The organism is Curtobacterium sp. PhB191 (assembly GCF_004346515.1).
Taxonomy (GTDB): domain Bacteria; phylum Actinomycetota; class Actinomycetes; order Actinomycetales; family Microbacteriaceae; genus Curtobacterium.
In genome coordinates, this window is record NZ_SMBV01000001.1 from 186,931 (window position 1) to 213,000 (window position 26,070).

19 protein-coding genes are annotated in these 26,070 nt (G+C 71.1%); 2 read left to right on the forward strand and 17 right to left on the reverse strand.

Annotation, left to right across the window (positions count from 1 at the left end; genetic code table 11):
• Nucleotides 1–22: 22 nt before the first annotated feature.
• The 9 genes from EDF48_RS00910 to EDF48_RS00950 all read right to left on the reverse strand — a co-directional run bounded on the left by EDF48_RS00910 (nucleotide 23) and on the right by EDF48_RS00950 (nucleotide 13,831).
• Nucleotides 23–994: a hypothetical protein gene (locus EDF48_RS00910; RefSeq protein ID WP_131877567.1), complete on the reverse strand. Its 972-nt coding sequence runs from the start codon at nucleotides 992–994 to the stop codon at nucleotides 23–25.
• Nucleotides 995–1,280: 286 nt separating this feature from the next.
• Nucleotides 1,281–4,394 (reverse strand): glycoside hydrolase family 38 C-terminal domain-containing protein, encoded by a 3,114-nt coding sequence (locus EDF48_RS00915; protein WP_131877569.1) that lies wholly within the window; start codon nucleotides 4,392–4,394, stop codon nucleotides 1,281–1,283.
• Nucleotides 4,395–4,431: 37 nt separating this feature from the next.
• The gene (locus EDF48_RS00920) at nucleotides 4,432–5,262 is read right to left on the reverse strand and encodes a carbohydrate ABC transporter permease (RefSeq protein ID WP_173169120.1); all 831 of its coding nucleotides are present in this window, start codon (nucleotides 5,260–5,262) and stop codon (nucleotides 4,432–4,434) included.
• A 68-nt stretch (nucleotides 5,263–5,330) separates the two neighbouring features.
• Complete coding sequence (locus tag EDF48_RS00925) at nucleotides 5,331–6,194, reverse strand: sugar ABC transporter permease (protein ID WP_228504537.1); 864 nt, start codon at nucleotides 6,192–6,194, stop codon at nucleotides 5,331–5,333.
• Nucleotides 6,195–6,389: 195 nt separating this feature from the next.
• The gene (locus EDF48_RS00930) at nucleotides 6,390–7,748 is read right to left on the reverse strand and encodes an extracellular solute-binding protein (protein ID WP_123293238.1); all 1,359 of its coding nucleotides are present in this window, start codon (nucleotides 7,746–7,748) and stop codon (nucleotides 6,390–6,392) included.
• Nucleotides 7,749–7,981: 233 nt separating this feature from the next.
• On the reverse strand, nucleotides 7,982–8,824 hold the full coding sequence (locus tag EDF48_RS00935) for a PhzF family phenazine biosynthesis protein (protein WP_131877571.1): 843 nt from the start codon (nucleotides 8,822–8,824) through the stop codon (nucleotides 7,982–7,984).
• Between the two features lie 122 nt (nucleotides 8,825–8,946).
• Complete coding sequence (locus tag EDF48_RS00940) at nucleotides 8,947–11,394, reverse strand: lamin tail domain-containing protein (RefSeq protein WP_131877573.1); 2,448 nt, start codon at nucleotides 11,392–11,394, stop codon at nucleotides 8,947–8,949.
• A 42-nt stretch (nucleotides 11,395–11,436) separates the two neighbouring features.
• Nucleotides 11,437–12,435 (reverse strand): hypothetical protein, encoded by a 999-nt coding sequence (locus EDF48_RS00945; protein WP_131877575.1) that lies wholly within the window; start codon nucleotides 12,433–12,435, stop codon nucleotides 11,437–11,439.
• An 82-nt stretch (nucleotides 12,436–12,517) separates the two neighbouring features.
• Nucleotides 12,518–13,831: an ROK family transcriptional regulator gene (locus EDF48_RS00950; protein WP_131877577.1), complete on the reverse strand. Its 1,314-nt coding sequence runs from the start codon at nucleotides 13,829–13,831 to the stop codon at nucleotides 12,518–12,520.
• An 85-nt stretch (nucleotides 13,832–13,916) separates the two neighbouring features.
• On the opposite strand from EDF48_RS00950, the gene EDF48_RS00955 reads away from it, so the two are divergent.
• On the forward strand, nucleotides 13,917–14,372 hold the full coding sequence (locus tag EDF48_RS00955; protein WP_111085338.1) for a GNAT family N-acetyltransferase: 456 nt from the start codon (nucleotides 13,917–13,919) through the stop codon (nucleotides 14,370–14,372).
• A 30-nt stretch (nucleotides 14,373–14,402) separates the two neighbouring features.
• Nucleotides 14,403–14,750, forward strand: a complete 348-nt coding sequence (locus EDF48_RS00960) for an MGMT family protein (RefSeq protein ID WP_131877579.1) — start codon at nucleotides 14,403–14,405, stop codon at nucleotides 14,748–14,750.
• A gap of 39 nt (nucleotides 14,751–14,789) precedes the next feature.
• Here EDF48_RS00960 and EDF48_RS00965 read toward each other — a convergent pair whose 3' ends face one another.
• From EDF48_RS00965 to sucC, 8 genes are all read right to left on the reverse strand, one after another.
• The gene (locus EDF48_RS00965) at nucleotides 14,790–15,215 is read right to left on the reverse strand and encodes a DUF805 domain-containing protein (protein WP_123293233.1); all 426 of its coding nucleotides are present in this window, start codon (nucleotides 15,213–15,215) and stop codon (nucleotides 14,790–14,792) included.
• Between the two features lie 37 nt (nucleotides 15,216–15,252).
• Entirely contained in the window at nucleotides 15,253–17,175 is a 1,923-nt protein-coding gene (locus tag EDF48_RS00970; RefSeq protein WP_243648924.1) for an ABC transporter ATP-binding protein, read from the reverse strand.
• Nucleotides 17,172–18,980 carry an ABC transporter ATP-binding protein gene (locus EDF48_RS00975; protein WP_131877582.1) on the reverse strand — a complete coding sequence of 603 codons (1,809 nt, stop codon included), beginning with the start codon at nucleotides 18,978–18,980 and terminating at the stop codon, nucleotides 17,172–17,174. Before EDF48_RS00975 ends, EDF48_RS00970 begins: the two co-directional genes overlap by 4 nt.
• 545 nt (nucleotides 18,981–19,525) lie before the next feature.
• Complete coding sequence (gene purH, locus EDF48_RS00980) at nucleotides 19,526–21,160, reverse strand: bifunctional phosphoribosylaminoimidazolecarboxamide formyltransferase/IMP cyclohydrolase (RefSeq protein WP_123936913.1); 1,635 nt, start codon at nucleotides 21,158–21,160, stop codon at nucleotides 19,526–19,528.
• Nucleotides 21,157–21,750: a phosphoribosylglycinamide formyltransferase gene (gene purN, locus EDF48_RS00985; protein WP_111085342.1), complete on the reverse strand. Its 594-nt coding sequence runs from the start codon at nucleotides 21,748–21,750 to the stop codon at nucleotides 21,157–21,159. Before purN ends, purH begins: the two co-directional genes overlap by 4 nt.
• A gap of 41 nt (nucleotides 21,751–21,791) precedes the next feature.
• Nucleotides 21,792–23,774 carry a DUF6350 family protein gene (locus EDF48_RS00990; RefSeq protein ID WP_131877584.1) on the reverse strand — a complete coding sequence of 661 codons (1,983 nt, stop codon included), beginning with the start codon at nucleotides 23,772–23,774 and terminating at the stop codon, nucleotides 21,792–21,794.
• A 104-nt stretch (nucleotides 23,775–23,878) separates the two neighbouring features.
• Nucleotides 23,879–24,766, reverse strand: coding sequence for a succinate--CoA ligase subunit alpha (gene sucD / locus EDF48_RS00995; protein WP_123340958.1), 888 nt, complete (start codon nucleotides 24,764–24,766; stop codon nucleotides 23,879–23,881).
• 11 nt (nucleotides 24,767–24,777) lie between these two features.
• Nucleotides 24,778–25,947, reverse strand: a complete 1,170-nt coding sequence (sucC, locus tag EDF48_RS01000) for an ADP-forming succinate--CoA ligase subunit beta (protein ID WP_123671459.1) — start codon at nucleotides 25,945–25,947, stop codon at nucleotides 24,778–24,780.
• Between the last annotated feature and the right edge of the window lie 123 nt (nucleotides 25,948–26,070).

Consider the following 26,070-nt stretch of genomic DNA (forward strand, 5'->3'; position numbering starts at 1 on the left):
AACCACGCCGCGCTGAGCCGGCTCACCGACGCCCACCGACTGCGGTGCGGCGGGCGCTCCGGACCGGGCGGATCGCACACGGCAACCCCGCGGCGCGGAACCGGAGCGCCAGCGCATCGAGGTCGAACAGGTCCCGCCACTCGAGCCGGATGATCGTCCGCACACCCGGCACCGTGAGCAGCCTGGCGTGGCGACGTTTCTCGTCCAGGAACACCTCGGTCTGGCTGCGACCGCCGAAGTACCGGTCCTGCGTGTACTTCGCGCGTCCGTCGATCTCGACGACGACGCCTTCTGCGGGGAACCAGAAGTCGACGGCGGACCGGCGACCGTCGACGACGAACTCCTGCTGCAGCACGGGAGCGGGCAACCCGAGCTCGCGGAAGACCACGCGCGCGAGTGACTCCGCCGGCGACCCCGAACGCCCGTCGGCCAGGTCGAGGACCTGCGCGGCCCGGGCCCGCCCGCGAGCACGCGGGTGCACCGCTCGCCACAGCTCGTCGCGCTCGGTCCCGTTGCGCAGCGCAGCGTCTGCCACGACGACCCCCGTACGCAGGTCCCCGCTCATCGCGATGTCGATCACCGTCCGCGGGACCGCGGTCACGGCGAGGTCGCCGATCCGGACCCGTTCGGCGCCGGACACCGGTCTCGTGTGCAGGACCAGCTCGGGGGTCCTGCCCCGGTACATCGAATCCGGCACGGTGGCGTGCACCGGGACGCTCCACCCGCCGAGCGCGGGCAGCCCGTGCACCGCGGCCGCTGAGTCGTGCGATGCCGTCGCCCGCGGGCCGAGCCGGCCGAGCCGCGCGTACACGCGGGTGACGTACCGCTGCCGTGGCCCGGCCGCGTCCCACGCTGCTCCGTCGACGAACGCGTTCGGCCCTGCCCGGACGAGTCGGCCCGGGCCCTGGAGTCGGGTCCGGCGGCGCAGGGTGGTGGCGTCGAGTCCGGCCTCACGCGTGGCCGAGGCTCGGAGGATGGGCAGCGGTTCGTTCATGGAGGAGACGTTGCCCGACCCGCCATGCGCCCAGCGGGCTGACGTCGAGGTCTGTGGACGGGCCTCCAGGCCTGCCCGCCTGTGGAGGGAGGACGTTCCTTCCCAGAACGGCCGCGATGCCAAGCGGAATCGGGCGTACCTGGTCGGAACTTTCGACCAGGTACGCCCGAGTCGACCAGGTACCCACCCACCCCACGCACCACACGCAGAGCGGCGCCGGACGGAACGCACCCGTGTCCCGTCCGGCGCCGCGGTCTCTCCCCCGAGGGGGACCGGCCCCGCTGCCTCAGGCCCGGCGTACCCGCAGGGTCACGATCTCGAAGGGCCGGAGCGTGAGCACGACCGGCTCCCCCGAGTCCCACGAGTCCCCCAGCGGGCGTTCCAGCAGGTCCACCGTCGCCACCGAAGCGACGTCGAACCCGAACGACACCCCGACGTCGGTCGCCCGACCGCCGGAGGCCTCGTACAGTCGCACGACCACGTCACCGGAGCGGTCCTCGGCGAGCTTCACGGCCTCGACCAAGACCTGCGGCGACGACACCGAGACCAGCGGCGAAACCGCGGTCGAACCGGCGACGGTCCGCACCGGCAGGTTCAGCCGGTAGCCGGAGTCGGCGGCGTCGAGCACCGACGCCCCCACCCGCAGCACCGTCCGGAACACGTGGTGCCCCTGGTCGGCGTTCGGGTCCGGGAACGTCGGCCCGCGCAGCAGCGACTCGCGCACGAGCGTCGTGGTCCCGCCGTCGGGCCGCGTCGAGCGTGTGATGTCGTGTCCGTAGGTGGAGTCGTTCGCCACCGCGACGCCGAACCCGGGCTCGGCGACGTGCACCCAGCGGTGCGCCGACGTCTCGAAGCGGGCGTGGTCCCACGAGGTGTTCTGGTGGGTCGGCCGGTCGATGTGGCCGAACTGGATCTCGCTCGAGGCGGACGACGCTCGGACGTCCACCGGGAATGCGAGCTTCAGCAGCTTCTGGTGCTCGTGCCAGTCGACCTCGGTCTCGATCACCAGCTCTGCGAGCCCGGCGACCGCCGAGTACCGGGTCGTGAGCGTCGACGACCCGAAGGACCGTTCCACCACGAGCGAGGAGCCGTCGATCGCGACCGACGAGGCCGACAGCACGGTGCCGTTGCGCTGGTACGCACGGTCGATGTCCCACGCCTCCCACTGGTTCGGGGTGTCGCGGAAGACGGTGTACTCGGCAGCTGCCGCACCCGGTGCGATCGCGTCGCGCCCGCTGGCGCGGTCGACGAGCGACACGACGTGGCCGGCGCCGTCGATGGTCGCCGTGACGACGCCGGTGTCGAACACGAAGTGGTCGCCGGAGCGGACGGGAGGCACGGGTCGCGGTTCCGAGCCGAGCGAACCGCCCAGGGCGGCCGCGTCTCCCGCCGCGACCGGCGAGGCGTTGAAGCGCACGACGTTCCCGGACGAGCCGCTCCCGCCGACGGCGTCGGCGCCGGACGGCGCGTCGAGCAGCGCGCTGCTGCCGCCGGCGGCGGCCGACGACGAGGCCCCGACCCCGGCGAGCGCCGCAGCGCCCCCGTTCGCGAGGGCGGTCGTCGCGTTGCCGATCAGCCCCTCGAGCACCTGGGCGATCTGCGCGTAGTTCTCCTCGGCGTTCTCGTAGACCCAGGCGATCGAGGACCCCGGCAGGATGTCGTGGAACTGCTGCAGCAGGACGGTGTGCCAGGCGCGCTCGAGCTCTTCGTAGGGGTAGTCCAGCCCGAGGCGCACGGCCGCGGTCGACGCCCAGAGCTCGGCTTCGCGGAGCAGGTGCTCGGAGCGACGGTTGCCCTGCTTCGTGCGGATCTGCGACGTGTAGGTGCCGCGGTGGAACTCGAGGTACATCTCGCCGGACCACACGCCGGGGGTCGGCAGCACCCGTTCGAGCTCCTCGAAGACCTGGGCGGGGGTGCCGAGCTGCACGCGCGGCGAGCCGTCCAGGTCGTGCTGGCGTCGGGCGGCCGCGACCATCTCGCGGGTGGGTCCGCCGCCGCCGTCACCGAAGCCGTAGAGCAGCATCGAGGTGTTCGCGACGCCGCGCTCCTTGTTGTTCCGTTCGCCGCGGTGCAGATCGGCGGCGGAGACGTCCGAGTTGTAGGTGTCCGCCGGCGGCAGGTGCGTCAGGACGCGGGAGCCGTCGATGCCCTCCCAGTGGAAGGACGTGTGCGGGATGACGTTCGTCTCGTTCCACGACGGCTTCTGGGTGACGAACCACTTCGAGCCGGCGGCGCGGACGATCTGGGGCAGGGCGCCGGAGTAGCCGAACGAGTCGGGCAGCCAGGCCTCGGGCGTGTCGATGCCGAACTCCTCGAGGAAGAAGCGCTTGCCGGCGACGAACTGTCGTGCGAGCGCTTCACCACCGGGCAGGTTCGTGTCCGACTCGACCCACATGCCACCGACCGGGATCCACCGGCCCTCGGCGACGCGCTGCTTGATCCGGGCCCAGATCGACGGGTAGCCGTCGCGGATCCACGCGTACTGCTGCGCCGACGAGCACGCGAAGGTGAAGTCCGGGTCGCGGTCCATCAGGTCGAGGACGTTCGAGAAGGTGCGGGCGCACTTGCGGATCGTCTCGCGCACCGGCCAGAGCCAGGCGGAGTCGATGTGGGCGTGGCCGACGGCGATCGCCCGGTGTGCGGCGGCGCTGGCGGGGACGGCCAGCACTGGTGCGAGCACCTGACGAGCATCGGCTGCGGTGCCGGCGACGTCGTCGGGGTCGAGGGCGTCCGCTGCCAGCTCGAGCGCGTGCAGGATGTCGGCGCCGCGGGTGCCGTCCGTGGGGAGTTCCGCCATCAGGCCGCGCAGGACCCAGAAGTCCTGCTGCAGCTCCCACACGGTGTCGTCGCGCTCGACGAGTTCGAGGGCACGCACGCGGTAGATCGGCTTGTCACCCGCGGTGGAGCGCGACCCGAGGGGCGTCGCGCCCTGGAACGAGTCGCCGCCGATGTCCGGGTTCGCGCCGGCCTCGACGTACAGCTCGAACGACTCCCCTGCGCCGACCTCGACGGGCACGGTGTCGTTCCGCGGCTCGACGCCCTTGATCGTGGAGCCGTCGGGCCGGTACGCCAGTCCCTCGGCCTGGAACCCCGGGTGCCGCTTCGTGAACCCGAGGTCGACGAGCAGTTCCGCAGTGGTCCCCGGCGCGGTACCGAAGTCGGCGGGGACGGTGCCGGTGATCCGGAACCAGGTGGTCCCCCACGGTCGACCACCCCAGGCGCTGCCCACGGTGAACGGTGTGTACGCCTGCTGGACGGCGGAGTCGAACGGCACCGGCTCGTCCGGCACCTCCCACGCCTCGATCGTCACCGGCGCCGAGCGGCGGTGGACGGCGGGGTCGACACGGTCGCGGACGAGGCGGGCGATCCGTGCCTCGACGAGCGGTTCGTCCTGGTGCATGTGGTTCCTTTCGAGAGAGCCGGCCGGGGCCAGCAGATCAGCCCTTGATGCCGCCGGCGAGGGCGTTGCCGCCGCCGAGGCCTCGGGACACGATCACGTAGAGGGCGATGACGGGCACGGAGTAGACGATGGAGAACGCGGCGAGCTGTCCGTACGCGACCGCCCCGTTCTGCCCGAAGAAGTTGAAGATGCTCACCGCGGCGGGCACCTTGTCGGGCGAGAGCAGCAGGACGAACGGGACGAAGAAGTTCCCCCACGCCTGGATGAACACGAAGATGAACACGACGGCGATGCCCGGACGCATGAGCGGGACGACGATGCGCGTCAGGGTGGTCATCATCGAGGCCCCGTCGGTCCACGCAGCTTCTTCGAGCGAGATCGGCACGGAGTCCATGAAGTTCTTCGCCATCCAGATCGCCATCGGCAGCGACGTGGCGGCGAGGAAGAAGATGCAGCCCCACACGTTGTCGATCAGGTTGAGCGACACGAACAGCGCGTAGACGGGCACCATCATGGCGGTGATCGGCAGGCCGGTCCCGAACAGGATGCTGTACAGGAACGGCTTGTTGACCCGCATCTTGTAGCGGGACAGCGGGTACGCGGCGAGCAGTGCGAAGACCACGGTGACGACCGCCGTGCCACCGGAGAGCAGCAGGCTGTTCGCGAGCGGGATGAACGACAGCTCGGGCGTGAGCACCTTCGTGAAGTTGTCGAGCGTGAACTGCGTCGGCAGCTTCACGGACAGCGACGCCTGGGTGTCGACCGAGGCGAGGACGAGCCAGAGCAGCGGGACCGCGAAGCACACCGCGATGACGAGCAGCACGGTGTTCGCCACCCACCGCATGGTGCGGCCGCGGGGCGACGTCATGTGCAGCGAACCGGGAGCGGTCACCGAGCGGGTGGTGGTCGGGTCGAGGGACGGGGCAGTGATGGCCATCAGTCCACCTCCGGCTTGAGGGCTCGGATGTAGATGATCGAGAAGACCGCCCCCACCACGAGCAGGATGGTCGCGATCGCGGTCCCGAAGCCGAGCTGCGAGAACTTGAACGCCTCTTGGTAGGCGAGGATCGGCAGGGTCGACGAGTTCGTGCCCGGCCCACCCCCGGTCATCACGAAGATGAGGGTGAAGACCGACAGCGTCTGCAGCGTCGTCAGCATCAGGTTGGTGGAGATGCTCCGTCGGATCACCGGCAGGGTGATGTAGACGAGGCGCTGCCACCCGGTGGCACCGTCGACCTCGGCGGACTCGGTGATCTCCTCGGGGACCTCCTGCACGGCGGCGGAGTAGACGAGCATCGAGAAGGCCGTACCGCGCCAGATGTTCGCCAGGATCACGGCGAACATCGGGAACGTGTAGAGCCAGTTCGGTCCGCTGATGCCGATGGACTTCAGGAACTCGTTGAGCGTGCCCTCGTCGTTGAAGAAGGCGTACGCGGCGAACGAGGCGACGATCTCGGGCAGGACCCAGGCGGCGACGACGAAGGTGCCGACGATCGCGCGGACGGCCTTGTTGGCCGAGCGCATCAGGAGTGCGAGGCCGAGCCCCAGCACGTTCTGTCCCACGACCGCCGAGGCGAGCAGGAACACGACCGTCAGGATGACGGACTTCGGGAAGTCCGGGTCCTGGAACAGTTCGACGTAGTTCTGGAAGCCGACGAACTGCTGGTCGGCAGCGCCGGCGCCGGTGAGTGCGGAGTTCGTGAACGACCCGTAGAACGACGAGATGACGGGGCCGAGCAGGAAGATGACGAGCAGGACGAGGGCGGGCAGGAGCGGGACCGCTCGACCGACGTTCCGCAGTGGTCGCCGCTTGCGCGGTACGGGTGGATCGGTGCGCTTCGGCGCACCGGGCGCCGACAACGTCGGCGCGAGGGGGGTGCTGGACACGATGGGTGCCTTCCGGGTGCGGAGGGGTTCCGAAGGTGGGGAAGGACGGACCGGGAGGCGCGGTGCGGGGCCGCCCCGCGCCTCCCGTCCGTCAGTGGGTGACGTCCGTCAACCAGCCGAGACGGTGTTCTCCTTGCCGACCACCTGCGTGACGGCCTTGTCGTACACGGCAGCCGCCTGCTTCGGTGTCTGCTGTCCGGTCATGACCGACTCCATCGCGACCTGGATCGCGTTCGACACCTGCGAGTAGTCACTCGTCGCCGGGCGGAAGTTCGTGTTCTCCACCAGTCCGGAGAAGAACTTGAACGTCGGGTTGGCGTCGGTGTAGGCGGTGTCGTCCGCGACGTCCTTTCGGACGGCGATCTGGCTGTTCTCGGTGTCGTACTTCAGCGAGCCGTCCTTGTCGAGGAAGCTCGTGATGAAGTCGAACGCCGCCTGCGGGTTCTTCGACTTCGCGCCGACCGCCAGGGTCCAGCCACCGGACATCGAGTTGTAGCCCGGGTCCTGACCGTTCTGCGTCGGCATCGGTGCCTGACCCATCACGTCGTTCCACTCGGCCCACGGCGCGGTGCCGGACTTGAGCCACGTGCCGGACTGCCACGAACCGTCGAGGTCGATCGCGAGCTTGCCCTTCGGCAGCCACGTCTGCGCGATGGTCGTGCCGACGTTCGTGTCGAGCGCCTGCTGCGGTGTCGGGCCGAGGCCGCCCTGGTAGACGTCCTTCACGAACTGCAGCGAGTCCTCGAACTGCTTCGAGCCCGTGACCCACTTCTTGTCCTTGTAGAGCGTGTTGCCGGAGCCGTCCGCCCCGTACAGGAGCATCTCGAAGCCCTGCATGGTCGACGCCTCGCCCTGCGCCTTGCCCGAGTAGATGTTGAACGGGATGAGGTCGGGCTTCTTGTCCTTGATCGTCTTCGCCGCGGCGAGCACGTCGTCCCAGGTCTTCGGCTGCCACGGCACGGGCAGGCCGACGGACTTGAAGATGTCCTTGTTGTACCAAAGAGCGCGGGTGTCGGTACCCATCGGGACGCCGTAGATCTTGCCGTCGTCACCCTGGCCGGCCTGCTTGGCGTTGTCGAAGAACTGGTCCCAGTCCTTCCACTTCGCCGTGTACTTGTCGAGCGGCAGGAGGTAGCCGGCCTCGGCGTCGGCCTTGACGAGGAACGTGTCCTCGTACATGACGTCGGGAGCCGTCGCGGGCGCCTTGTTCATGAGCGCGAGCTTCGTGTAGTAGTCGTTGCCCTGGGCCTGGATCGGGACGAGCGTGACCTTCTTGCCCGGGTTGTCCTTCTCGTACTCCTTCTTGACGACCTTCATCTGGGCGTCGAGCTGCTGGAAGGCTCCGAACTTCTGGTACGCGATCTTGATCGTGTCGCTCGAGGCGGACCCCGAGGCTGAGCAGCCTGCCAGGCCGACCGCGGCGACGGCCACGGCTGCGAGTCCGGCGATGATGCGGGTGCGTTTCATCGGTGCTCCTTTGCACGGGTGACATCCGCGGGCTCCATCGCCCGCGCGCAGGATTAGTCCAGCGTATGGACTTATCCGTGTCAAGGAGTTTTTCGTGCCGCGCGCGTCGGGGCGCTGCTGGTCGGGGTGGCTGGTGGGCGTACCGTGCCGAATCGGGCGTACCTGGTCGGAACTTTCGACCAGGTACGCCCGATTCCGCTTCCCATCGCACGCGCTCTGGGAAGGAACGCCCGTCAGTCGATCGGTGTCGCGCTCCCCGTCACGGTGATCCCGCCGGACTCCGGCACGTCGACGAGCAGCAGGCTCGGACGACCGACGTGCCGCCCCTGCCGGATGACGACGCGGTCCCCCGGCTCGACGGCACCGACCTCGCGCAGGTACGCCCCGGTCGACGCCGCAGCCGAACCCGTCGCCGGGTCCTCGGTGATGCGGCCGGCGGGGAACAGGTTCCGCGCCTCGTACTCGCGCTCCCCGGTCCGGAGCAGCACCGTGACCGTCCCCTGCCAGTCGGCCTCGCGCTTGAGGTCCGCGAGCGGGCCGGGTGCGAACCGGAACTGGTGGAAGAGCTCCCGGTCGTGCAGCACGAGCACCGGGTGCCAGTTGCCGGCGAAGGACTCGAGCACCGGGAAGCCCGGCGCGATGTCGTCGGCCGTGAGCCCGAGCAGGTCGAACAACCGCGTGAGGAGCGCCGGGTCGATGTCCCGCGTCGCCGGTTCGACACTCGTCATCGCGACCTGGACCACTCCGTCCGGGCCGGTGGTGGCGTCGAGGGCGACCTCGCCGGCGGCCGTCGTGAACACTCGGCGGCCGAGCCCCTGCCGTTCGGCGAGCGCCACCGCGAGCGCGACCGTCGCGTGCCCGCAGAACGGCACCTCGGCGGCGGGCGAGAAGTAGCGGACGTGCGGGCCCGTCGCCGTGGCGCCGACGACGAACGCGGTCTCGGGGTAGCCGACCTCGCGGGCGACGGCGAGCATCTCGTCGTCGGAAAGCGCTGCTGCGTCGAGGACCAGGCCGGCGGGGTTGCCGCCCCCGGGCTCGGCGGCGAAGGCGGTGTACCGGAGGACGTCGATGCTCATGGTGCGACGCTACTGCGGAGGCAGCGCGGACTGCTGATCACGCTCGGTGAGCAGGAATGGTCGGGTCCGCTGAGCGAACCCGACCATTCCTGCTCACGAAGTGCGCCCGTGGGGCGTGGGGGCTACTCCGCGGCCGCCCGGCGGCGACGGACGATCAGCACACCCGCGCCCGCGGCGAGCAGCAGGAACGCGATGAGTGCGCCGGCACCGAGGCCCTCGGCACCCGTGAACGCGAGCTGCCCGTCAGCGGTGATCGTGATCGGGGTCCAGCCCAGCACCGTGCCGTCCTCCGCGGTCACGACGATGCGGTGCTCGCCAGCCGGAGCATCGGCCGGGATCGTGACGCGCACCGTGCCGTCAGCGCCGACCGTGACGGTGCCGAGCAGCGTCGGGGTCGAGTACAGCCACACGTTCACCCGGTCGCCGGCGTACTGCGTGCCCACCGTGACCGTGATGGTCTCCCCCGCACGAGCGGACGACGGGGCCGAGACGCCCCCACGGTTCGTGTCCGTCAGGCCGGTCTCCGAGGGAGCGACCGGGGCGATCGGCGCGGCCGGAGCGGTCGACGACGGGGTCGGCGTCGGCGTCGGCGTCGGCGTCGGCGTCGATCCACCGGTCCCGGGGTTCGGCGCAGGCGTCGATCCGCCGTCACCCGGAGCGGGGGTGGGCGTGGGGGTCGGAGTCGGCGTGGGAGTCGGCGTCGGGTCGGTGCCTGGTTCCGTGCCGCCGCCCTCGCACGGGTACGTCCCGGTGCGGAGCGAGAACCCGTCCGTGTCGTTGTCGTCGGCGTAGAACGTTGCGCGCTCCCCGTCGGCGCAGACGCCGGAGATCGCGAAGCCCTCGTTGGCGAGCGTCCGGTCCGCGTTCGACGGTGCCTCGAAGACCTTCGCGGCGGTGAAGGCACCGTCGGTCAGCTCGTACAGCGCGGTGCGTCCGGCGCAGGCGTCGTCGCACACCACCCAGAGCGCGTCGAGGGTCGGGTCGAACTGCACGTCGGCGACGACCGCGAACGGCGAACCGATGGTGGCAACGCGCTGGGACGAACCGTCCGCCATCAGGGCGTAGGCGTAGACGCTCGCGGTGCCCTCGACGCCGACGAAGAAGAGCCCCTCGCCGTGCCCGGCGTACGTCGACGGTGCGTAGGCCGCGCCGGTGTGCTCGTCGGCGAAGCCCTGCTCGGTGAGCCACGAGTCCGGGATCCAGGTGACGCCCTCGAGGCCGGCGTTCGCACCGAGCCCCGGGAAGTCGGCTGCGAGGTCCCACTCGTCGGTGGCGCGCAGGGTCGACTCGGACCCGTCGGTGGTGGCGTACCGCAGGACCGACGGACGGCTGGTCTTCGACACGTCGTTGTCCCGCTCGGTCGACACGTACACGGCGCCCGGGTCGTCGCTCGTGACGGTGACGCCCTCGGCGTCCGGGGTCCCCGTGCCGTCGGCGTACCGCAGGTCCGTGCCCGCGGCGTTCGACGGTGCCCAGCCGCCCTGCCCGTCCGAGGTCAGGTGGTAGAGCAGGCCGTCGCCGTTCTGCACGGCCCACAGCTGGCCGTCCTCGGACGTGCTGGACGTGGTCCAGTCGATGCCGCTCAGGTCACCGGTGAAGGTGTCCTCGTCGTCGAGCACGGTCTCGTCCGGGCCGCCGGGCCACGGCTCGGCGGTGACGACTCCGGCGAACCGGTTCGCGGTGCCCTTCGTCGACTCGGCGGTCTCGGCGAAGTCGCCGGTGCCGTCCGGGTTGCGGCCGTACGTGGCGGCAGCGTGGGCCGTCCACGAGTACGAGTCGACCAGCGCACCCCGCGGATCGAAGACCCGGGCGGAGTCGGCCTTGCCGAGTCCGAAGGCGAAGTCCGCCTCGTCGAGGACGGTGAAGCCCCCGGCCGCGATCGTCGTGCCGGCGGGGATCGTGTACGCGTGGTCGTCCTCGCTGTCCTTGAGGACGTACCCGCCCAGGTCGACCGTGGTGCTGCCGACGTTGGTCAGCTCCACCCAGTCGCCGGGGGTGCCGTCCTGCGACTCGACCTCGTTGATGCGCACGGGCGAGGAGCAGTCGTTGGCGGCCCCCTTCGTCGACGCGGTGGTGTCGACCAGCGCACCGGTCCCGTCGGCGCACCGGCCGTACGTGACGACCGCGTGGCTCGTCCACGAGTACCGGAGCACCAGGTCGCCGGCGGGGTCGTACACCCGCGCGGTGTCGGCGCCGCCGAGTCCGAAGTCGAACCCGGGCGCGGTCGCCGAGAGCTGGTCGATGACGAAGTACCCGCCGGGGGCGATCGTCGAGCCGGCGGGCAGGACGTAGGCGTCGTGGGTGCTGTCGTCGTCGAGGAACGCGTACCCGGTCAGGTCGATCGACGCCGACGACGTGTTCGCGAGCTCGACCCAGTCGGTGTCGTCGCCGTTCGACTCGACCTCGTTGACGACGAGGCCGTTCGGGGCGGCGGCGCCGACGCTCGGGTCGTCGTCACCGACGGCGGCGAGTGCCGGGCTGGCCGTGACGACACCGGCGCCGAGGGCCAGCGCGGAGACGATGGCAGCACCGATCCGCACGGAGCGGGGGCGCAGGGCAGGAGTGCGCATGCAGGTCCTTCTCGGGAGGGGAGGGGAGACCTGCACGACTGTTCAGCACCCGGGCATCCGACCGGTGGCCGCCCGGTGAACGACAGGTGTCGCGCGGCGCCCGAGCGCGGGATCCCTCAGCCCTGCGCGACCCCGGAGAAGTCGGGCGACCCGTCGGGCAGCGCCGGCAGTGGCGTGCCGTCGACGTACCGCGGCCACGCCAGGGCACGCCAGGGCACGCGGCTCGTACCGGTACCGGTCCGCGCCGACCGGGCCGGCAGCCGTGACAGCCGTGGCAGCCGTCGGGGCATCGGGCACCGGAGTGGCGGCCCACGTCGCGATCGGTGCCGCGGGCGCCATCGGGGGTGCTGCCGGCGGCGCTTCCGGCGTCGGCCACGCTCCGACCGCCCCCGCCGGGACGGCGCCCCGCGGGCGGAAGAGCGCGTTGCTGAGCGGGACGACGACCGTTCCGAGCAGGTCGAGGATGACCACCACCCAGACGAGTCGCCAGTAGCCGCGGGCGTAGTCCACGTCGGGCGCGAGCAGCGGGATCGACAGCAGCAGTGCGAGCAGGGCGATGACCCCGACGGTGGCCTTCGCGACGACCTGGAGTGCCGGTGTCGGGTAGCGGCGGTGGATGACGAGCAGCAGGTGCACGTGCAGGAGCGCCACGCGGGCGACCCCGACGAGCCAGATCCAGTGCCAGAACCGCTCGCCGACGAGCCAGAGGCCGTCATCGCCGGAGGAGTCCGTCGGGGCGAGCCACACCTTGTACAGCCCCGCGACGAGCAGGTACATCGACGTGGCGATGCTGACGAACGCGAACGTGCCCGATCGGCGTGACGAGACGTCGGCGTCGTACCAGGACAGCAGGGCGAAGACGACCACCACGACGATCGTCAGGAGCAGCTGTACCGCGACCCGTCCGAAGTCGCCGACCAGCACCGCCACGATGCCGACGAGCCCGGCTGCGACGACCGCGCCGATGATCGTCCGGAACACCAGTGGCCGGACCTTCGCCCAGCGTCGGTCGATCGTGCCCGCGGCGCCGTTGTCCGTCATGTGTCCCCCGTCGTTCGCCGCCCACCTGGCGGATCCGTCGGTTCGCAGCGTAGCGGGCGGTGCGAGCCACCCCCGACCGCCGTCAGCGGCGGATGAGCAGCCCGCTCGCCCGCGGGGACAACGCGGCGTCGAGCACCAGGCACGCGGCCCCCACCGCGGCGACGTCGGCACCGCGGTCACTCTCGACCACGTCGACCGCGTGCTTCGGCACGAGCAACGGCGACCCGACGATCGCCGCGCGGGCGGCCGGCAGTGCGGCACTCGCGATGCGGGACCAGAACGGTCCGCCGAACACGACCCGGTCGATGTCGAGCAGGTTCACGATGACGACGGCGGCGTCGCCCATGACGGTGCCGGCCTCGGCGGCGAGCGTGATCGCGGCCTCGTCGCCGGCAGCGATGGCCTCGGCGAGCTCGTCCCAGGCACGGTTCACCGCATCGACCGACCCGTCGGACGGGACCGACCCGTCGGACGCGGCCGCACCACCGGACGAGACCGCACCGGCAGCAGCGTCGCCGCCGCCGCCGGACAACGCCACCCCCCGCTCCCGCGCGATCCGCACGAGCCGGTCCGGCGCCACGGCCGCACCCACCTCGCCCCGGGTGCCGGACCCGTCCGGGGTGCCGGCGAGCGATCGCTGGTCGACCATGATGTGCCCGGCGTCGCCGGCGTTCGACCCGACCCCGCGCACGGGTTCGTGGTCGACGACGAGCCCGACGCCGAACCCGGTGCCGAAGTACACGAACGCGAAGTTCCGCGCCGACGACTCCCCCGCCAGGAACATCTCGCCGACCGCGGCGGCCGTGACGTCCTTCTCGAGCAGGACGGGGTAGCCCGTGGCCTCGGCGAGCGCGTCGCGCAGGGGCACGTCCCGCCACCGGGGCAGGAACGGCGGGTCGACGACGATGCCGGCGTCGACGTCGATGGGGCCGGGGCTGGCGATCCCGACGCCGAGCACTCCGTCGACGTCCACGCCGGCGTCGGCGATCAGGCCGTCGACGGCGGAGCCGATGGTGCGGACGACCTCGGACGGGTCGTCGGCGGTCGGCGTCGAGGTGGTGGACGAGGCGACGACGGTACCGGCCAGGTCGAGCAGCACGTAGGTGACGACGGCCGGGTCGACGTGCACGCCGACGGCGTAGCGGCTGCCGGGTTCGAGCCGCAGGATGGTGCGCGGCTTGCCCCGACCGGCGACGACGGTGCCGGACTCGACGATCATGCCGGCCTCGATCAGGAACCGGGTGACGTTCGACACCGTCTGCGCGCTGAGGCCGGTTCGCGAGGCGAGTTCGACACGGCTCAGGCCGTCCGGCGAGCGTCGGACGGCATCGAGCACGACCGTGCGGTTGAACCCGCCGATCGACGGGAGGTTCGCTCCACGCCGATGTTCTGCCATTCCGCGACCATACCGCGGCAACGGTGCGGTCTCGGTCTGCCGTCCGCGCTGGCCCCCACACGGGTCGCACCGTTACCCTGGCCGCATGGCCGACCTGCGTCTCGAAGAACTCTCCGCGAAGACCGCTGCCGCGGCGAACTCCCTGACGCTCAAGCCGGGTCAGGAACAGTTCGTGCAGCCGACCACCTACGGGGTCGCCGAGTCCGACGTCAAGCCGAGCTCCGCGTGGACCCGGGTGGTCCTGGACGGCGACGAGGTCCTGGGCCTCATCATCGGTTCGTTCGACGCGGACAACGCGCAGGAAGAGCTGCGCAGCGCCATCTGGCGGGTCAACGTCGCCGGCACGGCGCAGGGTCGCGGCGTCGGCCGCTTCGCCGTGCACGGCCTGGCGGACGAGGCCCGCAGCCGCGGGCAGGAACGCCTGACGGTCGTGTACGAGCCCGGTGGCGACGACAGCCCCGAGGCGTTCTTCCGCGCCGTGGGCTTCGAGGTCGTCCGCGAGACCCAGTACGGCGACCACTTCGCGGTCCTGACGCTCTAGTACGTCTCCGACGACGTACTCTCCGACGACGTGACCGAGGACGACGCCCCCGCGCCGGAGCAGGACTTCGGGTCGGCGGTGGCCGAGGTGGTCCGGATGATCCCGCCGGGTCACGTCATGACGTACGGCGACGTCGCCGCGGCGCTCGGCTCACGCGCGTCGCGTGCGGTCGGCAAGGTGATGGCGCACGAGGGCGCCGACCTGCCCTGGTGGCGCGTGGTGCGCGCGGGTGGGCACCCGCCGCTGCACCACGAGGCCCGGGCGCTCCAGCACTACCGCGCGGAGGGGACGCCGCTCGTGCAGGGGACGGCGGCCTGGAGGCTCGACATGCGTCGTGCCCGCTGGTCGCCGTCCACGGATGCGGACGACCCGTTCTGATGCCCGGCCCGCGCACGTCGGCCGTGCGTCCGCCGGCGGTCAGCGGTCGAAGCGCTCGCCCTTCGGGCTCGTCGGGATCAGGCACAGCACGTACACGACGAGCGAGCCGATGCCGGGCACGACGTGCAGGAACTGCCAGAAGCCGGACAGGCCGGCGTCGTGCAGCCGTCGGGCGCCGAGGGCGAGCGACCCGATCAGGGTCGCGAGGCCCCAGAGGACGAACAGGTAGGACCCGACGGGGTTCTCGAACAGCGCGGTGTCCGGCGTGAACGCCTGCGGGACGAGCTGCAGGACGAGTCCGATCGCGAGCGACGTGATCCACCACCACCAGAACTCGGCACGCGAGGCCCGTCCGGTGAACACGGTGTACTTCCGCCAGAACCGCCGGACGGCCTCGGTGAAGGGTGCGCCGTAGAAGGGGTCGCGCAGGGCGACGCCGCCGGGCTGCACGCTGTCGTTGCTCATGGAGCAAGCCAACCACGTGGTGCAGCCCGACTACGTCCTACACGAGCGAGTCGCGCCAGGCCGCGTGCAGCTGGGCGAACCGTCCGGTACCCGAGATGAGGTCGGCGGGGGTGCCGTCCTCGACGATCTTCCCGTGTTCCATCACGAGCACGCGGTGCGCGATCGCGACCGTGGACAGGCGGTGCGCGATGATCACCGCGGTGCGGTCGGCGAGCAGGGTCTCCAGCCCTTCCTGCACCAGCCGCTCCGAGGGGATGTCGAGCGACGCCGTGGCCTCGTCGAGGATGAGCACCTTCGGGTCCGCGATGAACGCCCGCGCGAACGAGAGCAGCTGCCGCTGTCCCGCCGAGACACGACCACCGCGCTTGTTCACGTCGGTGTCGTACCCGTCGGGGAGCGCCATGATGAACTCGTGCGCGCCGACCGCCTTGGCGGACGCCTCGATCTCGGCGCGGGAGGCCCCCGGCTTGCCGAGCGCGATGTTGTCCGCGACCGTGCCGGAGAACAAGTAGGCCTCTTGCGTGACCATGACGATCGCGCGGCGCATGTCCTTCGTGTCGAGGTCGCGCAGGTCCACGCCGTCGAGCCGCACGGAACCGTGCGACGGGTCGTAGAAGCGCGCCATGAGCTTGGCGAGCGTCGACTTGCCCGCGCCGGTGGACCCGACGAGCGCGATGGTCTGCCCGGACGGGATGTGCAGGTCGAACTCCGGCAGGACGACCTTGCCCGCGTTGTAGGCGAACACGACCTCGTCGAAGTCCATCTTGCCCGTGGCGTCGGCCAGCTTGGTCGGCTTCACGGGGTCCGGCACGCTCGGCCGTTCCTCGAGGACGCCGGAGATCTTCTCCATCGCCGCCGAGGCCGACTGGTACCCGTTGTAGAACATCGCGAGCTCCTGCGCCGGGTCGAAGAAGCGCTTGGCGTACAGCGCGACCGCGAGCAGCGCACCGACCTCGAGCGTCCCGCCGACGATCCGGAAGCCGCCGACGACGACCACCGCAGCGAGCGTGGCGTTGCCGATGAGCACGAGCACCGGGTCGAACGTCCCGAACAGGTTGAACACCTTCGTGTTCGCCAGCCGGTAGTCCTCGACGAAGCCGCCGTACTCGTCCTTGTTGCGGGACTCCTTGCGGAACGCCTGTACGGCGCGGATGCCCGTCATGGTCTCGACGAAGTGCACGATCACGCGCGCCGAGGTGACGCGGGTGGCGCGGAACAGCGTCTGCGAGTTCTTCTGGAACCAGCGGATCAGGAACCAGAGCGGCACGAGCGACACCGCGAGCACGAGCCCGGACGTCGGGTCGAGCAGCACCAGGGCCACGGCGGTGAACACCATGTAGAGCACGCCCTGGATGAGCTGGTTCAGGCCGGAGTCGAGCAGCTCACGGATCGAGTCGAGGTCACTCGTCTGGCGGGAGATGATCCGGCCGGACGTGTAGGTCTCGTGGAACTCGAGCGACAGCCGCTGCGTGTGCAGGAACACCCGCTTGCGCAGGTCGAACAGGATCGCCTGGCTGATCCGTGCGGCGAGCACGGTGTACCAGGCGGTGAGCACCGCGCCGAGGACGGCCACGACGATGTACGTCGCGACGACGCCGAACGCCGGCACCCAGTCGTTCTGGTCCATCACGGCGGGCAGCGCGTTGTCGATGCCCCACGCGATGAGCGCCGGGCCCGCGACGGTGCCCGCCGTGGAGACCACGACGACGATCCCGAGCAGCACGAGGCGGAGCTTCAGCGGGGCCGCGAGGGAACCGAGCAGGGCGAGGGAGCGACGCCGCAGGCGCTTGCTCTCCGCCTTGGTGAAGTCCTCGCGCTCCTCGCCGCGCACGCCCAGGGTGGTGATCGAGGCGGTGACGGGCGCGGCAGACTGCGCGTCGGCGATGTCGTCGACGACGGGATCCGCGCCTCCCGGCCCGGCCGCCGTGTCCAGCGGCAGGTTCTTCTCTTGCTGGCTCATGCCATCGCCTCCTGTCGTGCGGTCGCGTCGTCGTCGTCGAGCGACGAGATGACGTAGCGGTAGTGCTCGTTGGTGGCCATCAGGTCGTGGTGGGTCCCGACGGCGGTGACGACGCCGTTCTCCATCAGGGCGACCCGGTCGGCCAGCGTCACCGTCGACGGACGGTGCGCCACGATGAGCGACGTGGTGTCGGCGAGCACGCGCCGCAGGCCCGCCTCGACCCGCGCCTCGGTGTCGACGTCGAGCGCCGACAGTGGGTCGTCGAGGACCAGCACCGACGGCCGCGCGGCGATCGCGCGAGCGAGCGCCAGGCGCTGGCGTTGTCCACCGGACAGCGACAGCCCCTCTTCGCCCACCCGGGTGTCCACGCCGTCGGGCAGGTCGTCCACGAAGGACGCCTGCGCGATGTCGAGTGCCTCGCGCATGAGCGCCTCGGCCTCGGCACCCTGCACGTCCGGTCGACCGAGCAGCACGTTCTCACGCACGGTCGACGAGAACAGGGTGGCGTCCTCGAAGGCGACGCCGACGTGCCGGCGCAGTTCTTCGCGGGTGAGGTCGCGGATGTCGACCCCGTCGATCGTCACCGATCCGCCGGTCACGTCGTACAGGCGCGGCACCAGCGAGAGCAGCGTCGTCTTGCCGCAGCCCGTGAGCCCGACGAGCGCCATGGTCTCGCCCGGCTGCAGCTGCAGCTCGACGCCGTTGATCAGGTCCGGGTACTGCGGCGCGGAGTCCTGGTACCGGAAGTGCACGCCGTTGAACGACAGTGCCCCGTGCGGCTCCGCGATCGTCTTCGGGTCCTTCGGGTCCGTGATGGTGTTCTCGGAGTCCATGACCTCGAAGAAGCGGTCGACCGCCGTGCGGGTGTCGAACGTCATCGAGAGCAGGAAGCCGATCGACTCGATCGGGAACCGCAGCACCGTCGCCGTCGCGAAGAACGCGAACAGCTGACCGACGGTCATCTCGCCCTGCGACGCCAGCCAGATGCCGGCGAGCAGGCACAGCGCGAACGCGACGTCCGGCACGAGCAGCAGCCACAGCCAGATGCTCGCGATGGCCTTCGCCTTCTTGATCTCCGTGCCGCGCAGGGCTTCGGCCTGCTCGCTGAACTCCTCGAGCTTCGACCCGCCGCGGCCGAACGCCTTGAGCACGCGGATGCCGTGCACCGACTGCTCGACACTCGTCGCGAGGTCACCGACCTGGTCCTGGCTGCGGCGCGCGACGACGGAGTACCGACGCTCGAACAGCAGCCCGTTGATCCACAGCGGGATCGACGCGATCAGGAAGATCAGCCCGAGCAGCCACCCGAAGGTGAACAGCACGACGAAGCCGACGACGATCGTCACGACGTTCACGACGAGCAGGACGACACCGAAGGCCAGCCAGCGGCGGATCAACGACAGGTCCGACACGGAACGGGACAGCAGCTGCCCCGACTCCCACCGGTCGTGGAACGCGACGGGCAGGTCCTGCAGCTTCGCGTACAGCGAGTTCCGCATGCTGGCCTCGATCCGCGTCGAGGGGCGCATCACCATCCGGCGGCGCGAGGCGATGAAGAACGCCTCGAGCACACCGAGGGCGAGCACGCCGAGGCCGGCGGGCCAGATCTGTGCGCCGTCCTTCGATGACAGCGGGCCGTCGACGAGCCACTGCAGGACGTAGGGGATTGCGAGCGCCACCAAGGAGGCTCCCATCGCTGCGGCCATGCCGCCGATGAGGCGCCCCTGGTAGGGCTTCACGTAGGGGTAGATCCGCGCGATCGCGCGGAAGGTGGACGGGCGCGCCGTGGTGGGCGACTTGGACATGCGTTGCGTCCTCATGCGTCTGCCGGGTCCCCGGGTCGCGCTGCGCCCTGGCCGCCTGCTGCTTGCTTGCTCTGGCGTGCGGTGCGTGCGCGGCCTCGACCTGGAGGCTCGGTGTGGCGTTGCGTGGTGATCATCGGCCGGGCGCGTGGTCGCGCCTCCGCCGTCACTCGCGTGACGTCGGTCGGGCCGGAGGGCACCGGGAGACACTCGTCCCCCGGGTTCAGGCGGGTGGTTCGCGGACGCTGGTCGTGCGGCGCCGCGAGGCCGTGGGAACGGCCTGGCTAGACGGCGGCCGCGACGCGCGGTCGCGGTGCGATCAGGGATCGCCGTGCGGGAGTGGTCCCCACGACGGACACGAGACCTGCACGGGCGGCCGTCGCCACGGTTCCGGTCATGTTGTCCATCGTCACTCCAGTCGTCGTCTTCGTCACCGTTGTGTCCGCGGTGCCACCGGTCCCGAGGGACCGTCGGCTGCCTGTCGCGGAGCCTTACAGACTATTCACAGTGACTCTCAGCGCGCAATAGGGTGCCGCGATTTGTTCACTTCAGTGGAAGAAGTGGCGCTCGCCCGTGAAGTACATCGTGACGCCCGCGGCCGTCGCCGCGGCGATGACCTCGTCGTCGCGGACGCTGCCACCGGGCTGGGCCACCGCGCGCACACCGGCGTCGAGCAGCACCTGCAGGCCGTCGGCGAACGGGAAGAACGCATCGGACGCCGCGACGCTGCCGGTCGCGCGGTCACCGGCACGGTTCACCGCGAGGTGGCACGAGTCCACCCGGTTGACCTGGCCCATGCCGACCCCGACGCTCGCGCCCTGGTTCGCCAGCAGGATGGCGTTCGACTTGACCGAACGGCTCGCCTTCCACGCGAAGGCCAGGTCGGCGAGGGTCTGGTCGTCGGCGGGCGCGCCGGCGACCAGGGTCCACGTGGACTGGTCGAACGCCGTGAAGCGGTCGGCGTCCTGCACCAGGAAGCCGCCGGAGATCTGCTTGACCTCGCGCGGTGCCAGGGCGAAGTCGGCCGGCAGCGTGAGCAGGCGGATGTTCTTCTTGCGCGACAGGATCTCGAGCGCCTCGGGGTCGAAGCCCGGGGCGACGACGACCTCGGTGAAGATGTCCTTCACGGTCTCGGCCATCGCCACGGTGACCGGACGGTTCGCGGCGATGACCCCACCGAACGCCGACAGCGGGTCGCAGGCGTGCGCGGCGGCGTGGGCCGAGGCGATCGGGTCGGCGGCGTCCGCCGGGGCGATCGCGATGCCGCACGGGTTGGCGTGCTTGATGATCGCGACCGCGGGGGTGTCGAAGTCGAACGCCGCACGGACGGCCGCGTCGGCGTCGACGTAGTTGTTGTACGACATCTCCTTGCCGTGCAGCTGCGTCGCCTGCGCGATGCCGGCGCCGTCGGTGCTCGTGTACAACGCGGCTGCCTGGTGCGCGTTCTCGCCGTAGCGGAGCGTGGCCGACAGGTCGGCGGTGAAGCCGAGGTGCTCGTCGAACGCGCCGGGCGTCTGGATGTCGCCGCTGGTCGTCGGCGCCGCAGCGGCCGCGACGACGTCGCTGGCGAAGTAGGACGCCACCGCGGTGTCGTACGCCGCGGTGTGCGCGAAGGCCTGGGCCGCCAGACGCTTGCGGAGTTCGAGCGAGGTGCCGCCGGCGCGGACGGCCTCGACGACCTCGGCGTAGGACGACGGCGAGACGACGATCGCGACGTTCGGGTGGTTCTTCGCCGACGCACGGACCATCGCGGGGCCGCCGATGTCGACGTTCTCGACCACGGTCGCGGTGTCGGCACCAGAGGCCACCGTCTCGACGAACGGGTACAGGTTCACGACGACGAGCTCGAACGCCGCGATCCCGAGGTCGGCGAGCTGCTGCTCGTGCGACTCGAGGCGCAGGTCGGCGAGCAGGCCCGCGTGCACCGAGGGGTGCAGCGTCTTGACCCGGCCGTCGAGCGACTCCGGGAAGCCGGTGACGCTCGCGACGTCGGTGACGGCGTACCCGGCGTCACGGATCGTCTGGGCGGTGGACCCCGTCGACACGATCTCGACACCCGACTCGGCGAGGGCACCGGCGAGCTCGAGCAGGCCGGACTTGTCGCTCACCGAGATGAGTGCGCGGCGGACCGGCACCACGTCACGGTCGCGGTAGAGGCTGGGGTCGGCTGCGTGCACGCTCATGCGCTCGGGGTGCCCTTCAGGTCGGTGGTGCCGTTGGCGATGTCGAGGATGGTCTGGATGAGCAGGCGGCGCTCGACCGGCTTGATGCGGTCGTGCAGCGTCGACTCGGAGTCACCCGGGAGCACGGGGACGCGCTCCTGGGCCAGGATCGGGCCGGTGTCCACGCCGTCGTCGACCGCGATGACGCTCGCGCCGGTCTCGGTGACGCCGGCTGCCAGGGCGTCCCGCACGCCGTGGGCGCCGGGGAACTCGGGCAGGTACGCCGGGTGGGTGTTGATGATGCCCGGGGCGAACTCGGACACCACGGCCGGGGGCAGCAGGCGCATCAGGCCGGAGAGCACGAGCAGGTCGGGCGACCACGGGCGGATCTGCTCGGCGAGGGACTGTCCCCACTCGGCGCGGGTCTCGTAGCGCGAGAACGGCACCGTGAAGGTCGGGATCGAGAACTCCTCGCCCAGACCGAGACCCTCGGCATCGCGGTCGGCACCGATGGCGACGACACGGGCGGGGTACTCGGCGTCGAAGGTCGCTTCGAGCAGGGCTCGGAGGTTCGACCCGGTACCGGAGATCAGGACGACCAGTTCGAGCACGGCACCAACCCTACCGGGACCCGCGCGGCATGACGTCGGCGCTAGCGATCGTCCTTCGGGCGGCGCCACCAGGGCAGCTCCTCGTCGGGGATCTGGTCGGTGACGTCCCAGTTCGTGGGACGGGCCGCCTGGGTGGGAGCGGCGGCGGGGGCCTCGGGTGCGGCCGGTTCGTCGTCGACGTCGTCCCGACCGGCGACGAACTCCTCGGTGCTCCACGGGAACGCCGGCTGCGCGTCGGTGTGGTCGGGTACGGGCGTCGACGTGGCGGGCCGTTCCGGAGCGGGCGCAGGGCGCTGCTGCTCCGCTACGGCGTCGGCACCGGTCACGCGGTCGCGGAGTCCACCGGCTCGCTCGCGGAGTCCACCGGCACGCTCCCGCACACCGTCGGCGGCACCGTGCAGTCGATCGCGCAGGGCACCCATCGCGGCACGTCCCGACGAGCGGGGCTCGGTCGGGCTCTCGTCCGCCAGACGCTCCGAGGCGACGGCGTCGGTCTTCGCCCAGGCCGGCAGTTCCACGTCGTGGTCCGGGTCGCGCGGGGGCGTCCGAGGCGCTGCGATGGGCGCAGGCGCGACCGGTTCGTCGGCGATCGGTTCCGTCGGGCTGTCCACGGCGGTGCGGGGGCGGGCAGCGGTCGACCCGTCGTGCGTCTCCTCGACCACGAACCGGTGCACGTCGGTGGTCCGTCCCGCGCCGGCCTGGTCGAGCGCGGCGAGCAGCGATCCCGCCCCGGCCTCGGCTCCGGTCCGGTCTGCGTCGTCGTCGTCCGCCTCGGTCCAGCGCTCCCGTGTCCAGCCCCGGTCCGGCAGGCGGACGAGGTCGCTGCCCGCGGCGAGGGCGATGACCGCCGGCAGGCCGATCTCGAGCGCGGCGAACCCACCCACCACCAGGGCGTGCGGGCCGACGTCGGCCAGTCGTCCGGGGCCGAACGATCCGGACGACACCCAGGCGATCAGCCCGGTCAGGACACCGGCGACGATGCCCGTCGCGACACCGGCGAGCGCCCGGTGGAGTGCGGAGTCGGCGCTCCCCAGCGCACGGACGAGTCGCGGGCGCATCGAGCCGCCGATCGCGAAGCCGGCGACCACCGGCACCAGGATCCAGACCAGGCCGAAGGTGTGGCCCGAGGTCGGCAGTGCGCCGAACACCGGCAGTCCGGGGATCGGTCCGAGGGTGGTGGCGATCGGGGAAACGCTCGAACCGGTGCCGATGGCGAACCCGGGGCCGATCAGCCACGACGTCGCCCACCCGACGAAGTCCGGCAGGAACGCGAGCTGCCCGACGGTGAGGGCGATGCCGCCGATCACGCCGGCGTGGGACTGCTCGTACAGGGTGATCACCTCGGCGAACGAGGTGAAGAGCAGGAGCGCGACGACGACCCCGGCGAACGCGACGACGACTCCGGTGGCGGCGGTCCCGGCACGGAGACCGAACCCGGCGATCGCACGCCAGAGCACGGGCGCACGGTCGAGCAGGTCGAGCACACGCTGGGTGGCGGGGTCCGCCGGCAGGTCGCGCCGTCGTCGGCAGACCTCCGAGCTGATGAGCGCCGGGATCCCGAACCACAGTGCGGGCAGGACCACGGCCTGCCAGATCGTCGGCTGCGTGACGGCGGAGGTCGACGACAACGCGACGCCCAGGCCGAGCGCCGCGACGACCGCCGTCCCGACCAGCAGGCCGGTGGTCCGGTGCTCGGTCTCCGCGAAGCGTCGACCGGCGCGGGCGCCGAGCCAGGCGGTCACGACCGCGAAGCCGAGCGCCGCGAGCGTCACGTGGATGGGATCGGCGGCACCGCTGACCCCGGAGCTCTTCGCCAGTGCCGACCCGAGCAGGAACGAGACGTCGACGCCGTGGCCGACGAGCCAGACGCTGCCGGTGGCCTTCCAGAACACGTCCCAGTCGATCTGCAGGCCGTACTCGAAGCCCCACAGCAGGGTGAGCGGCACAAGTGCGATCCCGATGCCGACGCCGACCGTCACGACCGCCTCGATCGCGGCGAGCAGAGCGGTTCCCAGGCGGTTCATCGCAGCGAGGATACGTGAGCCGACCCCCGAACGACGGGAGGCTCGGCGCGGAACCCGCACCGAGCCTCCCGGCTTCGTCCCGACCGTGTGCCGGGCGATGGCTACTAGCGGGCGGCGACGACCTCACGCAGCAGCGCAGCGGTTTCGGACGGCGTCTTGCCGACCTTGACGCCGGCGGCCTCGAGCGCCTGCTTCTTCGCCTCGGCGGTGCCGGCGGAACCGGACACGATCGCTCCGGCGTGGCCCATCGTCTTGCCCTCGGGGGCGGTGAAGCCCGCGACGTACCCGACGACCGGCTTCGTGACGTGCGCCTTGATGAACTCGGCCGCGCGCTCCTCGGCGTCGCCACCGATCTCACCGATCATCACGATGGCCTCGGTCTCGGGGTCGGCCTCGAACGCGGCGAGCGCGTCGATGTGCGTCGTCCCGATGACCGGGTCGCCGCCGATACCGATGGCGGTCGAGAAGCCCAGGTCCCGCAGCTCGTACATCATCTGGTAGGTCAGGGTGCCCGACTTCGAGACGAGGCCGATCGGTCCCTTGCCGGTGATCGTCGCCGGGGTGATGCCGACGAGCGACTCCCCCGGGGTGATGATGCCGGGGCAGTTCGGGCCGATGATGCGGGTCGTCCCGCCGAGCGCCTTGGCGTGTGCCCAGAACTCGGCGGCGTCCTGCACGGGGATGCCCTCGGTGATGACGACGACGAGCGGGATCGCGGCATCGATGGCCTCGAGCACGGCGTCCTTGGCGAACGCCGGCGGCACGAAGACGATGGAGACGTCGGCACCGGTGGTGTCGATGGCCTCGCGCACGGTGCCGAAGACGGGCAGCGACACGTCACCGTGGGTGACGGTGGTGCCGGCCTTGCGGGCGTTGACGCCACCGACGACCTGGGTGCCGGCCTTGAGCATGAGGGCGGTGTGCTTGGTGCCCTCGCCGCCGGTGATGCCCTGGACGATGACCTTGGAGTCCTTGTTGAGGAAGATCGACATGGTCAGTCCCTTCAGGCCGCGGCAGCGGCGAGTTCGGCGGCCTGCTCGGCCGCGTCGTCCATGGTCGCGGCGACGGTGACGAGCGGGTGCGCTGCCTCCGCCAGGATCCGTCGGCCCTCTTCCACGTTGTTGCCGTCCAGGCGCACGACGAGCGGCTTGGTGGCCGCGTCGCCGAGGATCCCGAGGGCGGCGACGATGCCGTTCGCGACGGCGTCGCAGGCGGTGATGCCGCCGAAGACGTTCACGAACACGCTCTTCACCTGCGGGTCGCCGAGGATGACGTCGAGGCCGTTGGCCATGACCTCGGCCGAGGCGCCGCCGCCGATGTCGAGGAAGTTCGCGGGCTTCACGCCGCCGTGGCGCTCACCGGCGTAGGCGACGACGTCGAGCGTCGACATGACGAGGCCCGCACCGTTGCCGATGACGCCGACCTGGCCGTCGAGCTTGACGTAGTTCAGGCCGTGGGCCTTCGCCTTGGCCTCGAGCGGGTCCTCGCTGGCGGAGTCCTCGAGGTCCTTGTGCGCGGGGTGGCGGAAGTCGGCGTTCTCGTCGAGCGAGACCTTGCCGTCGAGCGCCAGGATCTGGCCGTCGCCGGTGCGGACGAGGGGGTTCACCTCGACGAGCGTGGCGTCCTCGCCCTTGTAGACGTCGTAGAGCTTCGAGAAGACGTCGGCCACCTGGTCGACGAGTTCCGCCGGGAACCCGGCCTGCTCGGCGATCGCGCGACCGGCGGCCGCGTCGATCCCGGTGAGCGGGTCGACCTCGACGCGGGCGAGCGCCTCGGGCTTCTCGACGGCGAGCTGCTCGATCTCCATGCCGCCCTCGACGCTGGTGAGCGAGAGGTAGGAGCGGTTGGCCCGGTCGAGCAGCACGGAGAAGTAGAACTCCTCGGCGATGTCGGCGCCCTGGGCGATCATGACGCGCTGCACGGTGTGGCCCTTGATGTCGAGCCCGAGGATGGCCTGGGCGTGCTCGAACGCTTCGTCGGGGGTCTTCGCGACCTTGACGCCGCCGGCCTTGCCGCGCCCGCCGACCTTCACCTGGGCCTTGACGACCACGACGCCACCGATCTTCTCGGCCGCCGCTCTCGCCTCTTCCGGGGTGTCGGCGATGATCCCCTGGAGGACGGGGACGCCGTAGGACTCGAAGAGGTCCCTGGCCTGATACTCGAAAAGATCCACGCTGTTCTTCTTCCCGCACGGTTCGTGCGATCGGCATCGGTTTCCCGGTCGCGCACTCCACATCGAGGGTCGCTCGATGTCGAGACAACGGCCGTCACGCAGCCTAGCGCGGCGACATGGACG

Coding starts and splice junctions, on each gene's coding strand:
- EDF48_RS00975 (WP_131877582.1), bottom strand. CDS start 18,980: ATGTCCAAGTCGCCCACCACGGCGCGCCCGTCCACCTTCCGCGCGATC.
- EDF48_RS00970 (WP_243648924.1), bottom strand. CDS start 17,175: ATGAGCCAGCAAGAGAAGAACCTGCCGCTGGACACGGCGGCCGGGCCG.
- EDF48_RS00920 (WP_173169120.1), bottom strand. CDS start 5,262: ATGACGTCGCCCCGCGGCCGCACCATGCGGTGGGTGGCGAACACCGTG.
- EDF48_RS00915 (WP_131877569.1), bottom strand. CDS start 4,394: ATGCACCAGGACGAACCGCTCGTCGAGGCACGGATCGCCCGCCTCGTC.
- sucD (WP_123340958.1), bottom strand. CDS start 24,766: ATGTCGATCTTCCTCAACAAGGACTCCAAGGTCATCGTCCAGGGCATC.
- purH (WP_123936913.1), bottom strand. CDS start 21,160: ATGAGCGTGCACGCAGCCGACCCCAGCCTCTACCGCGACCGTGACGTG.
- EDF48_RS00930 (WP_123293238.1), bottom strand. CDS start 7,748: ATGAAACGCACCCGCATCATCGCCGGACTCGCAGCCGTGGCCGTCGCC.
- EDF48_RS00945 (WP_131877575.1), bottom strand. CDS start 12,435: ATGACGGACAACGGCGCCGCGGGCACGATCGACCGACGCTGGGCGAAG.
- EDF48_RS00950 (WP_131877577.1), bottom strand. CDS start 13,831: ATGGCAGAACATCGGCGTGGAGCGAACCTCCCGTCGATCGGCGGGTTC.
- EDF48_RS00910 (WP_131877567.1), bottom strand. CDS start 994: ATGAACGAACCGCTGCCCATCCTCCGAGCCTCGGCCACGCGTGAGGCC.
- EDF48_RS00940 (WP_131877573.1), bottom strand. CDS start 11,394: ATGCGCACTCCTGCCCTGCGCCCCCGCTCCGTGCGGATCGGTGCTGCC.
- EDF48_RS00955 (WP_111085338.1), top strand. CDS start 13,917: ATGGCCGACCTGCGTCTCGAAGAACTCTCCGCGAAGACCGCTGCCGCG.
- EDF48_RS00965 (WP_123293233.1), bottom strand. CDS start 15,215: ATGAGCAACGACAGCGTGCAGCCCGGCGGCGTCGCCCTGCGCGACCCC.
- EDF48_RS00935 (WP_131877571.1), bottom strand. CDS start 8,824: ATGAGCATCGACGTCCTCCGGTACACCGCCTTCGCCGCCGAGCCCGGG.
- EDF48_RS00990 (WP_131877584.1), bottom strand. CDS start 23,774: ATGAACCGCCTGGGAACCGCTCTGCTCGCCGCGATCGAGGCGGTCGTG.